This is a genomic window from Streptomyces capitiformicae, assembly GCF_002214185.1.
Taxonomy (GTDB): Bacteria; Actinomycetota; Actinomycetes; order Streptomycetales; family Streptomycetaceae; genus Streptomyces; species Streptomyces capitiformicae.
Map to the genome: position 1 here is coordinate 3,809,317 of NZ_CP022161.1, position 11,962 is coordinate 3,821,278.

Annotated in this window: 11 protein-coding genes and 2 pseudogenes; 6 read left to right on the plus strand and 7 right to left on the minus strand. The window is 70.6% G+C overall.

From position 1 onward, the window contains the following. Window positions 1-89 precede the first annotated feature (89 nt). Window positions 90-2,168 carry a SpoIIE family protein phosphatase gene (locus CES90_RS16930; protein WP_189784432.1) on the plus strand — a complete coding sequence of 693 codons (2,079 nt, stop codon included), beginning with the start codon at window positions 90-92 and terminating at the stop codon, window positions 2,166-2,168. A 265-nt stretch (window positions 2,169-2,433) separates the two neighbouring features. After that, window positions 2,434-3,303 carry an Fpg/Nei family DNA glycosylase gene (locus CES90_RS16935; RefSeq protein WP_189784431.1) on the plus strand — a complete coding sequence of 290 codons (870 nt, stop codon included), beginning with the start codon at window positions 2,434-2,436 and terminating at the stop codon, window positions 3,301-3,303. 31 nt (window positions 3,304-3,334) lie between these two features. Here the strand turns inward: CES90_RS16935 and CES90_RS16940 are convergent, their stop codons facing one another. The 4 genes and pseudogenes from CES90_RS16940 to CES90_RS16955 all read right to left on the minus strand — a co-directional run. After that, complete coding sequence (locus tag CES90_RS16940; protein WP_189784430.1) at window positions 3,335-3,991, minus strand: hypothetical protein; 657 nt, start codon at window positions 3,989-3,991, stop codon at window positions 3,335-3,337. 239 nt (window positions 3,992-4,230) lie between these two features. Then, window positions 4,231-4,746 (minus strand): hypothetical protein, encoded by a 516-nt coding sequence (locus CES90_RS16945; RefSeq protein WP_189784429.1) that lies wholly within the window; start codon window positions 4,744-4,746, stop codon window positions 4,231-4,233. A gap of 135 nt (window positions 4,747-4,881) precedes the next feature. Then, window positions 4,882-5,427 carry a sigma-70 family RNA polymerase sigma factor gene (locus CES90_RS16950; RefSeq protein ID WP_149823903.1) on the minus strand — a complete coding sequence of 182 codons (546 nt, stop codon included), beginning with the start codon at window positions 5,425-5,427 and terminating at the stop codon, window positions 4,882-4,884. A gap of 148 nt (window positions 5,428-5,575) precedes the next feature. Next, window positions 5,576-6,034 (minus strand): annotated as a pseudogene (locus CES90_RS16955) (universal stress protein); the annotation flags it as partial. 101 nt (window positions 6,035-6,135) lie between these two features. On the opposite strand from CES90_RS16955, the gene CES90_RS16960 reads away from it, so the two are divergent. Continuing rightward, window positions 6,136-7,017 (plus strand): polysaccharide deacetylase family protein, encoded by an 882-nt coding sequence (locus CES90_RS16960; RefSeq protein ID WP_189784427.1) that lies wholly within the window; start codon window positions 6,136-6,138, stop codon window positions 7,015-7,017. A gap of 33 nt (window positions 7,018-7,050) precedes the next feature. Here the strand turns inward: CES90_RS16960 and CES90_RS16965 are convergent, their stop codons facing one another. Beyond that, window positions 7,051-7,722: a class F sortase gene (locus CES90_RS16965; RefSeq protein WP_189784426.1), complete on the minus strand. Its 672-nt coding sequence runs from the start codon at window positions 7,720-7,722 to the stop codon at window positions 7,051-7,053. A gap of 332 nt (window positions 7,723-8,054) precedes the next feature. On the opposite strand from CES90_RS16965, the gene CES90_RS16970 reads away from it, so the two are divergent. Together CES90_RS16970 and CES90_RS51970 are read left to right on the plus strand one after the other, a co-directional pair. Then, the gene (locus CES90_RS16970) at window positions 8,055-8,546 is read left to right on the plus strand and encodes an LPXTG cell wall anchor domain-containing protein (protein ID WP_189784425.1); all 492 of its coding nucleotides are present in this window, start codon (window positions 8,055-8,057) and stop codon (window positions 8,544-8,546) included. Between the two features lie 90 nt (window positions 8,547-8,636). Then, window positions 8,637-8,912, plus strand: a pseudogene (locus CES90_RS51970) (helix-turn-helix domain-containing protein); the annotation flags it as partial. Between the two features lie 68 nt (window positions 8,913-8,980). Here CES90_RS51970 and CES90_RS16980 read toward each other — a convergent pair. After that, window positions 8,981-9,745, minus strand: a complete 765-nt coding sequence (locus CES90_RS16980; protein WP_189784424.1) for a bestrophin-like domain — start codon at window positions 9,743-9,745, stop codon at window positions 8,981-8,983. Between the two features lie 22 nt (window positions 9,746-9,767). Continuing rightward, window positions 9,768-10,367, minus strand: a complete 600-nt coding sequence (locus tag CES90_RS16985; protein WP_229913982.1) for a hypothetical protein — start codon at window positions 10,365-10,367, stop codon at window positions 9,768-9,770. Window positions 10,368-10,638: 271 nt separating this feature from the next. Here CES90_RS16985 and CES90_RS16990 point away from each other — a divergent pair, with 271 nt between their 5' ends. Further along, on the plus strand, window positions 10,639-11,631 hold the full coding sequence (locus CES90_RS16990; protein ID WP_189784422.1) for an SCO0930 family lipoprotein: 993 nt from the start codon (window positions 10,639-10,641) through the stop codon (window positions 11,629-11,631). The last annotated feature ends 331 nt before the right edge of the window (window positions 11,632-11,962 follow it).

Genomic DNA, 11,962 nt, shown 5'->3' on the forward strand with positions numbered 1-11,962 from the left:
CATAGTGAGCGGATTGGCGTGTACCCCTCCACTCGAAGAACGCGTACCTTCCACTCGAAGAATCGGTCGAATGCTGGCAAAGTGGCCCCATGGTTGATCGGGGAGCGAGCGAGTCGGCAGTGCCCGACGACTGGCTCGCCCGCCCGGACCCGGTATTGGCCCTCAATCGGATGGGCAGCTTCGACTGGGACCTCGACGCCGGTGTGATGCACATGGACGCCACGGCCCACGAGGTCTTCGACGTACGTCCCGAGGAATACGACGGCAAGCCCGAGAGCCTGTCGATGCGGGTACCCCCGATGGAGGGCCGCAGACTCGACACCCTGGTGTCCCAGGCGCTCAAGGACGGCAGCGAGAACTACGGCGCCTACTTCCGCATCCGTCTGCGTGACGGAACCCCGCGCTGGACCCACACCCAGGGCTACATCCGCCGCGACGGTACGGGCCGCCCGTACCGCGTCATCGGCATCGTCCGCGACGCCACCCGGGAACTGTGCGAGCTCAGCGGCCGCACGGAGCAGGCCGTGCTGAACGAGGCCCGCCACCGGCAGACCAACGTCGTGCAGGTCATCACGGCCGCCCTCGCCCACGCCCGCACCGTCCAGGACGTGATCGACGTCCTGGAGGACACCGACGGCCTCACCCACCTCGGCGCCACGAGCCTGGTCATGGGCCTGGTGGAGGCCGGCCGCATCCGCATGGTCGCCGCCGGCCCCGAGGACAGCTATGTGCCCGGCACCCGGATCACCCGCCTCGGCGTGAAGTACCCGATGAACGAGGTCGTACGCAGCCTCGTACCGCACTTCATCGAGTCGCCGGAGGAGTTCGCGGAGTCGTATCCACTGCTGTGGCCGCACATCACCGACCTCAAGATCACCTCGGCCGCGTATCTGCCGCTCATCGTCCAGGCCCGCCCCATCGGCGCCATGGGCCTGCTCTACAACGACCGGCGGGGCTTCACCGCGGAGGAACGCGACGTCCTCGTCGCCCTCGGCAGCAGCATCGCCCAGAGCCTGCAGCGGGCCATGTTCTACGAGCAGGAGAAGGACCTCGCCGAGGGCCTCCAGCAGGCCATGCTGCCCCGCTCCATCCCCAGCGTCCCCGGCGCCGACATCGCCGTCCGCTACCGGGCCGCGTCCATCGGGGGCTCCCACGGCCGGGACATCGGCGGCGACTGGTACGACCTCATCCCGCTGCCCGGTGGACGGGTCGGCGCGGTCATCGGCGACGTCCAGGGTCACGACACGCACGCGGCGGCCGTCATGGGCCAGCTGCGCATCGTCCTCAAGGCCTACGCCACCGAGGGGCACACCCCGGCCACCGTGATGGCTCGGGCCTCCGTCTTCCTCCACGACCTCGACACCGACCGCTTCGCGACCTGCCTCTACGCCGAGGCGGACCTCGCCACCGGAGTCGTCCAGGTCGTCCGGGCCGGACACATCGACCCCCTGATCCGGAACACCGACGGCCACTGCCGCCGGGTGACCGTCGACGGAGGCCTGCCCCTGGGACTGTCCGCCGAGTTCGGCAGCCTCGAGTACCCCGTGGGCACGATCGAGCTGGACCCCGGCCAGACGCTGCTGCTGTGCACCGACGGCCTCATCGAAGAGCCCGGCGCCGACCTCGACGACGGCATGCGAACCCTGCAGGCACTGATCGCCACCGGCCCCGACGACGTCGACGACCTCGCCGACCGGCTGATCGACGTCGCCGAGGAAAGCGGGGGCGACGACGACGTGGCCCTGCTCCTGCTGCGCCGCCGCAGCCGCGGCGCAGAGCAGCCCGGCGGGCGACTCCGGCAGCACGTGGGGCCCGGCGACCCCGAGGCGCTCACCGAGGCACGCCACATGATCGGCGCGGCCGTACGCACGTGGGGCGCCCGCGACCGGGCCGACGAGATCGAGCTGGTCGCCGACGAGCTGATCACCAACACCCTCATGCACACGGAGGGCTCCGCCATCGTCACCCTGCGGGCCCTGACCGGTCCCGACCGGCGCCTCCGCGTCGAGGTCGAGGACTCCTCCAGCGCGCTGCCCCGCCGCCGGGAGGCCGGCGAGTCGGGCGTCTCCGGGCGCGGACTGCTGTTGGTCGACCGCCTGACGGATGTGTGGGGCGTGGAGGCGCGGGGCGGCGGCAAGTGCGTGTGGTGCGAGTTCCGGTGCGCCTGAGAGCTCGGGGTGCCCCCAGGTTTTCAGGGGCGCGGGGAACTGCGCGACCAGCCCCCACCTACCCGCGCTCACCTTCCCGCGCTCACCTTCCCGCGCTCACCTTCCCGCGCTCACCTTCCCGCGCTCACCTTCCCGCGCTCACCTTCCCGCGCTCACCTTCCCGCGCTCACCTTCCCGCGCTCACCTTCCCGCCTCACTCACCCGCCTCAGACACCCGCCCCAGATGCACCGCCCAAGCGCCGCAGGCACATGGCACCCTGAACGTATGCCGGAACTTCCCGAGGTCGAGGCACTCCGGGACTTCCTGGTCGAGAATCTGGTCGGCCACGAAGTCGTCCGGATACTGCCCGTGGCGATCAGCGTGCTGAAGACGTACGACCCACCGGTCACCGCCTTCGAGGGGCGGGAGATCACCGGCGTACGGCGGCACGGCAAGTTCCTGGACATGGAGGCGGACGACCAGGACCTGCACCTCGTCACCCACCTGGCCCGCGCCGGCTGGTTGCACTGGCGGGACCGGCTCCCGGACGGTCCGCCCCGGCCGGGCGGCAAGAGCCCTCTCGCACTGCGCGTCGCACTGGAGACCGGCGAGGGCTTCGACCTCACCGAGGCCGGCACCCAGAAGAGGCTGGCGGTGTACGTCGTACGGAACCCGTCAGACGTCCCCGGCATCGCCCGACTCGGCCCCGACCCCCTCGCCGACGCGTTCGACGTGACCCGCTTCGCCGGGCTGCTCGTGGGGGAGCGGCGGCAGATCAAGGGGGCGCTGCGCGACCAGAGCCTGATCGCGGGGATCGGGAACGCGTACAGCGACGAGATCCTGCACACGGCGAAGATGTCGCCCTTCAAGCTGGCCTCGTCGCTGAAACCGGAGGAGACCCGCCACCTCTACGAGGCGCTGCGCTCCACGCTCACCGAAGCCGTCGAGCGCGCCCGGGGCCTGGCCGCCGGAAGGCTGAAGGCGGAGAAGAAGAGCGGCCTGCGCGTCCACGGCCGTACCGGCGAGCCCTGCCCGGTGTGCGGCGACACGATCCGCGAGGTCTCCTTCAGCGACTCCTCGCTGCAGTACTGCCCGACCTGCCAGACCGGCGGCAAGCCCCTCGCCGACCGACGGATGTCACGACTGCTCAAGTAGGCGGGCGCGACCATTGAAGGTACGGACCAAGTCAGCGCCAGGCCGGTGCCTTCAGCGTCACCAGAAGCTCACCCTCCTGGCTGCGCACCTCGAAGTGGCTGATGTCCCCGCGCCGCATCGTGGTGCCGCCATGCATGTCGGAGGCCTCGCCGCCGTCGGGGGACTTCCAGTTGGCGGCCGTCTCCTCGGAGCCGTCCTTGCCGACCACGACGAGCCGGCAGGCGTGGGCCCCCTCGGCCTCCTTGACGTTCAGCTCGATGTCGCTGCCCCACACCTGGTCCCCGGCCCTGACCTCGGCCCACACGCCCGTCTTGGCGTCGGTGGCGGCGACCGTGTCCGGCGGCGCGCCCGGCCCCGCGAGGACGGCGACCGCGGGCCCGCCCACGGCGATGACCACGGAGGCGGCCAGCGCGAACAGCCAGCGCCTGCGCCGGGCCCGCCGCCGGACGGCCACCTCGTCCAGCAGCCGTCCGAGCAGCCGGGGACCGGGTGCCGCGAAGGGGTGGACGGCACGCGGTGTGGCGTTCCGGTACAGCATCAGCTGCCGGGCGGCGGGACGGAACTCGGTGACCTGTACCGCGCACTGGGGGCAGCCGCGGACATGGTCCTCGAAGTGGAAGGACTCCACCTCGTCCAGCACGCCCAACGAGTACGCGCCGACGTCGTGATGACGATCCTGGGACCACATGGCAATTCCTCGGGCCGGTGTGCGGTGGGGGTTGCTTCGTGCCCCCACCGGTACGGACCAGACCGGCGAATCACTCAAGCCCCGTGACCATTGCCAACCAAAAGATTCGGAGCCGTTCGTCCCGCGGATTGGTCGAGGACCGAAAAAATTGGCCTGTCAACGCGCGAACAGGGGCTTCGCGCCCAGGAAGACACGGGTAACCAGGTCGGAGACAGGGGATCGCCCGGCCCGGAGCCGGCCTAGAAGAGATGGATCGCCAGGTGCCCGAGCGGCAGACCGAGCCGCCAGGCCGGTGTCCAAACCTTTGGACCGTCGTCCTCACCGAGGACCGCACCACCGCCCGGCACCGCGTCCAGATCGGGCGCGAGCAGCTCGGTCTCCTCCAGCCAGCGCCAGGCCTCGGCCGCCAGCTCCAGGTCCGGTGACGGGCCGCCCCGCTCCAGAGCCTCGGCGGTGAAGTGGGCCATGCGCTCGCACACCCAGTCCTGCCACGGCTGGTCGTACGCCGTCAGCGACAGCCAGGTCTCCAGCTGGGTGACGACCCGGATACCGGAGAGCTCACCGCCGGAGTCCGAGAGGAAGATGGTCAGTGCCAGGGCGTCCCGCCCCGCGCGGAACTCGAAGGACGTCGGCGGCATCAGGTCGCCGGTCCGCAGCAGTTCCTCGGCGATGTACTCGGCGTAGAACCACGCCATGGGGACGGCCAGTTCGCCGCCGCCGGCGCCGTCCGTGCTCTCTTGACCTCTGTGCAGCATCCCTTCCTGCCTTCCTCCGGTGCGTGCGCGTCGCCCGACCCCGGGCCCCCATCCCGAACACGGATGAAGACAGCTGATTGCTCAACCGGGGTCCTCAGCAAGGCGCTTTACGGAGGTTTGACTCAGCCATTGGTTTCAGTGCAGGTCGGCCGCGTATCCCGGAAGCACCCGGCGCAGGGCGCGCAGCGCGTAGTACGCGCGAGACTTCACCGTACCGGGCGGGATGCCGAGGGCTTCGGCGGCTTCCGCCACACTCGCACCCTGGAAGTACACCTGCACCAGTACTTCGCGGTGCTCGGGAGTGAGTGTCTTCACAGCTTCCCGCACATCGAGCGTCGCGACCGACCGTTCGGCGTGATCGGCCATCACTCGGGCGTTCTCCAGCACCGCGTCCCCCACCTCGGCGGGGCGCGCCTGCCGGGCCCGTCGCGCGTCTATGGCGAGCCGCCGCCCGACGGTGAGCAGCCAGGGGCGTACGGAGTCGAAGTCGTCGGCGCGCAGCGCCTCGGGGTGCTGCCAGGCGCGCACGAGGGTTTCCTGCACGAGGTCCTCGGCGCGGTGGCGGTCCCCGTCGGAGAGCCGCAGCATCAGGGCGAAGAGGGGGCGGCCGTGTTCGCGCTGGAGCTCGGCCAGCTCGTGCTCGGCGGTCGTCCCGTTGGTGATCGTGGTTCCGGCCGTCATGGCCGTATGGGAACGCGGAGCGCTCCGTGGGGACAGAGGGCGGTCACGGGTCTGCGGCGGGCGGTCAAACCTGTCGACGAACGGTGCGACGAACGGTCTGCCGGTGTTTCGGGGACTCGGCCCGAAGACAAGGCCGCGCCCCGTACCACGGCACTACCGTGACCGGCCGGCGGCCCGCCTTCACCAGGCGTACCTTCACCGAGTCGACGAAGCGGTGGCCCGCCTGTTCGGAGACGCCCACCACGACGGCGTCCGCCTGGAGCTCGTCCGCCGCCTTCACCAGCCCGCTGTACGGGTCGCCGCGGAAGGTGTGGAACGCCCAGCGCACCTCGAAGATGCCCTTCACCTGCTCGGCGGCCTCCCGGATCTCCGCGACGAGCTGCTCGGTGATCGCGTCCGTCGTCCCGGCCACCGGCGCCCCGAGCGCCGCGCTCGCCGCCGGCGTCGGCTGCACGTACACGGTGGCGAGCAGCGACTGCTGCCGCCGGGCGAGACCCGCGGCGTAGGCCACGGCGCGGAGGGAGGAGTCGGAGCCGTCCAGCCCGACGAGGATGACCTTGGGTCCGTCGGTACCTCGTTCGAACTGGTGTGCTCGCCGATCAGTCACGGTGGCGAGGCTGTCGGAGAACTACTCCCATCGGGTGTTTCTGTGCCGCCGCACCGGTGTCGTGGGGGTGCGCCGTCCCCGCCTTGGTCGACTGATGAGTCATGACGAAGGATCAGACGAAGGATCAGATCTTCACACGGCGCCGTCTGCTGATCGGAGGCGCCGCCCTGCTGGGCGCGGCCGGTGTCGCGGGCACCACCGTTTCGCTCCTCGGTGACGGGGCCTCCGGCACGGCGGCGCCCGGGACCACCGTCGCTGCCGCCGGTCCGGGGCCCGGTCCGGGGACCGATCGCGCGCTCCCTCCCTCCGCCTACCGCCTCCGGCCCATCGCCGGATACGGCGCCCGCCCGCGGCGCCGCAGGCTCGTCCGCCCCTTGGTCCGGCGCGAGCCGTTCCTGCGCGTGGACGGCCAGGGCCGGACCATCGTGCTGACCTTCGACGACGGCCCCGACCCGCGCTACACCCCGGACATCCTGCGCATCCTCCGTTACCACGACGTCCGCGCGATGTTCTTCGTGTGCGGCGAGATGGTGGCCCAGTACGGGGACCTGCTGCGGGAGATGGCCTACGACGGCCATGTCGTCGGCAACCACACCTGGTCCCACCCGTTGCTCACCAAGCTCTCCCGGCGCATGATCTACGCGGAGATGGCCCGCACCAGCGAGATCATCGACGAGGCGTACGGCGAACCGCCGCTGTGGTTCCGCGCACCGTACGGCGCCTGGAACCGGGCCGTCTTCCGGTTCGGCGCCGAACTCAACATGGAACCCCTGGCCTGGTCCGTCGACACGCTCGACTGGCGCGCCCCGGGCGCCGACACCATCATCGAGCGGGTGGCGGACGGCGCGGCCCCCGGTGTCGTCGTGCTCTCCCACGACGCGGGCGGCGACCGCTCGCAGAGCGTACGGGCGCTGCGCCACTATCTGCCCGCACTACTGGACTCGGGTTATCGGATCACCGTGCCCCAACGGAAATACGCATAACGGCGGGAATTCGCCCGCCCGGCCGGGGAACGCTCAGCGAACCTCGACCAGGCGGGCGAAAACAACGACGTTTCCGTCGTAGCCGTTCTGCTGGGAGAAACCTCCTCCGCAGGTGATGACCCGCAACTCGGGAATTCCGCTGTTTCCGTAGACGCGGTCGCCGGGGAAGTTGTTCTTCTCGAAGACCTCGATTCCGTAGATCTCGAACACGGCGGTCTTCGCGTCCCCGCGCCGGATCTCGACCCGGCTGCCCTTCTTGAGCGCCCCGAGTCCGTAGAACACCGCGGGCCCTCGATCGTTGTCGACGTGCCCCACGATCACGGCCGTACCCCGCTCGCCGGGGGAGACCGCGCCGGTGAACCAGCCCGCGAGGTTCGGGTCCTGGGCGGGCGGCGCGTCGACCCAGCCCTGGGGGTCCAGACCGACGGGCACGACCGGGGCGTCGACCTGGATCGAAGGGATCCGCACCCGTTCGACCATGGCGTACGGCAGCGGATCGGGCACATTGGTGAAGGTGCCGCGGGGGGTGGTGCGGCTGTCGGCGGCCGCCGCCGACGCGGGCTGCGGCGGACCCACGTCGAACTCCCCCGAGCCGTTGCGAATGAGGGCGAGACCGGTCAGCAGGACCAGCGCTATCACGCCCCACGGCGCACGCTTCCTCCTCCGCTCCTCCTCTTCGGCCTCGGCCGGTTCGGACGAATACATTCGCCATCCCCTCTCGACGCGGCCGTCGCCGCGTCCCTCGCGCATACGACAGAAAATAAGCGCTCCGCACGATCACGGCGACGGCTCAGGTACGAATGGGTGGCGGCGCGGCGGAGCTGTGCGCCATCCGAGTCGCCGGGCACAGGAATTTTCTGACAGTCCGTGACCTGCGGCGATATCCGATCACGCGGAGATATCGCGGCGTGTTGGCTCACCAGGACGGACCATCGCCGAAATGCGGCCCCGTACAAGGCAACTGAGGGTTTTTCTGGGAGGCGCTTCTCGCCGATCGACCGGGGACCGTTCCCGGGGCGTCTTCCGCGGAGGATCACATGCGTACTACTCGTGCCCTCGCGGCCTCGGCCGCCGCGGTCGCCCTGGTCGGCATCGCCGCCCCGACGGCCACCGCCTGGGAGCAACCGACCTCGGTCACGGCCAGCCCCAACGCCGTCGCCCGCGGCGGGCAGATCGTGCTCACCGTCAGCGGCGGCAACGCCTGCGCGACGATGGGCAGCACGATCAGCTCGAACGCCTTCCCCACCACCAATCTCACGTCCCGTGACGGCAGGACGGCGACGGCGACGGTGCGGATCAACGCCAACGCCAACCCCGGGGCGTACGACGTCTTCACCCACTGCGAAGGCCAGCGAAAGAAGTTCGAGGACGTCTTCACCGTCATCGGCGGCGTCCGCGGCGGTCTCGGCGGCAGCAGCTCCACCGGGGCCACGCCTACCGACATCGCCATCGGCGGCGGGCTCGTCGCCGCCGCGCTCATCGGCGGTGGCCTGTTCTGGATGCGCCGCCGCTCGGAGAACAAGATTTGAGGAGGGAGCGGAATGGCGTGGGCGGGGGTGGCTGCGCGACTCGGCGCCACGAGGTGCCGCTGCGCCCGCCCTCCCCCACTCTCGGCACCGATGCCCGGAGGCAGGCTCACCGAGGAGGACCGTCAGCACATCGCCGCGGGGCTGGCCAAGGGGCTTGGATACACAGAGATCGGGCGGCGTCTGGGGCGGCCCGCCTCGAGGGTCATGCGGGAGGTCACCCGCAACGGCGGACCGGACGATTACCGGGCGGGCCGGGCGGGCCGGGCGGGCCGGGCGCACGAGGCCACACAGCATCGTGCGCGCCGGCCCAAACAGGCTCGGCCGCCGTCACCGCCGATTCCCGACAGCGGCCATGGACGTGACCCCCGCGGCCTCGCTCGAGCGGGAGGACCCCGGCGCGCGCCTGACATGCACCTGCTCCACCCGGGGGACCCTCACCCGCCCGCGTTCGGGAACAGCGCGCGGAACGGGTCCACCGTGGCCGTGAGTCCCCGGCTGTAGGGCGAGTCGAAGTCCCAGATGAGGAAGAGCAGGAAGGCGATGAGGGCGGAGAACAGGCCGGCGAGGATCAGCTCTCGTGCCGTACGCCGGATCTGCAGCGCGAAGACCATGCCCACGGTCACCACGGCGCCGGTGATCAGACCGAACCACACCACGCCCGGCATGGTCTCGCCGGTCGAGTCGGCGCGGGCGTTGCGCGCCGCGTCGGCCGCGGCCATCTGGTCGAGCAGCGGTTGGTAGGCCTGCGCCTCGAAGTCGCTCCTCGGCTGGTAGTCGGTGACGTCCCGGCGGACGGTGTCGAGGAGCTCCGTACCCTTCTCGGTCATCTCCCCCTTCTCGGCCATGGCCTTCCACTCCGTGGTCACGACGTGGCCGACATACGCGTCGAGGTCGGCTCGGATACGGTCGCGCACATCCTCGGGGTACACCCGCACCCGCTCCCTGATCTCGTGCAGCGCCTGGGCCTCCGCCTGGACATGGTCCTGGGCGACGCTGCGGGCCTCCCAGACCCCGGCGATGGCCAGGCCCAGGACGATGGCGTACACCACGCCGATCATCATGGTGATGTACTCGATGACGTCCGGGGTCTCGGACGGGTCCTCGTCCGCCGGCGCGGCGTGATGCCGTACGACGGCCACGAGGAGGACGACGACACACGCCGCCCCCATCGCGAGGGTGAGAACAAGCCATTCCGACAAGGGATTCCTCCAGCGATCGGGGTCAGCGCGGACGCAGCGCGGCGACGGCGAACACCGCGGGCGCGGTGATGAGCAGGGCGAGCGTGACGAGGGACGGTCCGGAGCGCTTGGTGTGCGTGCGGGCCGGGGTCCGGTAGGGCGGGTAGCTCACCGGCGTCGGCGACACCTCGGGGCGTGGGCTCGGTGTGGGCTTGGGGGCGGGCTTCGGGGGCGGAATGGGGACGGGCCGGGGCGCCTGGGTGACGGGCGGTGGGGGTGGTGGAGGCGGCGGCTCGGGCTTCGGCGTGGGGGCCGGCGCCCGTGTGGGTGGGGGTGCCGGGGTGGTCGGGGGCGGCTTCGGGCGCGGTGGGGGAGTCGGGGTGGGGGTCGGCTCCGGCGGGCACGAGGGTGTGGGCGTCGGCGTGGGGGTCGGTGACGGTGTGGTCGCCGGAACCGGCTCGCAGGAGCTGGTCCCCGCGATCGCCACGGCGACGGTTCCCCCCATGTCCGGGCCGGCCGTCGCGTATGCGCAGGCGTCGGCGACGGCTGTGCCGCTCGGCGCTCCGGTGAGGAGCCAGGTCAGTGCGAGCAGGGCCGACAGCCGCAGGGCGAGAGCGGATCGGGTCCGCTGGGGTCCTTGCACGACGAAGATCATCGGTGCTCGCGTGCCCGCGCAAGCCGGAGCCTGTGCAGATTGCCCCGGACGAGGGAAAAACGGGACGCGAAGGTTTGACCGGGAGCCGGAAGCCGACCCCTGTTTCGGGGCCTGCGAGGACCCCGCGACGAAGAAATGTCACAGCTTTCGGAAAGAAATTCGCGCCGCGTTGAACACATCGGCCACCCCCGCCCGTACCTAGGGCCAGCGAGCGGCGCAGTAGGGCGCTGCAACACCCAAGGAAACACGGGGAGTTGGAATGAAGACCTCCTGGCGGAGCGCCTCACTCGTAGCGACAGCTGCGGCTGTGCTGGTGCTGACGACGGCGTGCGGTCAGGAACAGGGCTCCACATCGAGTCAGAATGTGGGCGCGGCTTCCACCCCGACGCTCGGGGCCGGCGCCATCGCCGGTGTCGGCGCGGCCGGTTCCGGTTCCAATGCGCAGGAGCAGGCCCAGTCGACGACGGCCGCCTCGGCGGGCGCACTGACCGTGTGGAACAGTGACGAGTACGGCAAGGTCCTCACGGACAGCGCCGGACGCACCCTGTACCGCTTCGACAAGGACTCCTTCCAGCCGCCGAAGACGACCTGTGAGGGCCAGTGCGCCACCACCTGGCCGCCGGTGCCCGCCTCGGGCGCCACCGCCGCCGAGGGCGTGGACAAGTCGCTGCTCGGCGAGGTCACCCGGCCCGACGGCACCAAGCAGCTGACGGTCAGCGGCTGGCCCCTCTACTACTACGCCAAGGACACCAAGGCCGGTGACATCAACGGCCAGGCCGTGGGCGGCACTTGGTACGCCTCGGCGCCCGACGGCAAGAAGGCTTCCACGAAGGGCGGCGGCGGCGCCGACAGCGGTGACGCGGGCGACGCCGGTGGCGAGGCGGTCGAGCAGGCTGGCCTGACCACCCGCAATGACCCGGACTTCGGCGAGATCGTCGTCGACAAGAACGGCATGACGGTCTATCGGTTCATGAAGGACACGCAGTGGCCGATGTCCACCGCGTGCACCGGCGCCTGCCTCGACAAGTGGCCCGTCGTCGCCCCGGTCGACAAGAACGACACCAAGGGCATCCTGCTGAAGGGCTACACGGTCTTCGACCGGCCCGACGGCATCAAGCAGCAGACCATCAACTGCATTCCGCTCTACACCTTCGCCAGCGACAAGGCCCCCGGTGACACCAAGGGCCAGGGTGTGGGCGGCACCTGGTTCGTCATCAACGGCGACGGAGAGCCGATCCGCGCGCAGAAGTAAAGGTCACCTTCCCCAGGGTAGATCACCTCGCCATTCAGGAAACCGCACGCGGAAGGGAGTGGACGAGCAGAAGAGTGCCGGACGCACCACATCAGCGCGACGGATCCGACCCGCCCCCTCCGCACCGCACGGAGGGGGCGGGTCACTTGGCGTGCCCCGCCACGGGAAGCGGGGGTGAACAGGTATGGCCGGGACGATGGTTGGGCATGTGCCATCGGCAGCGACCGGGAACGGACGGTCAATTTCCGTTTTTGCTCGCTCCATTGGCGGACGATCAGTAGCCTCTGCTCGAACACCGGATCGCCTACGCCACCCCCGACGCGTTGGAGAG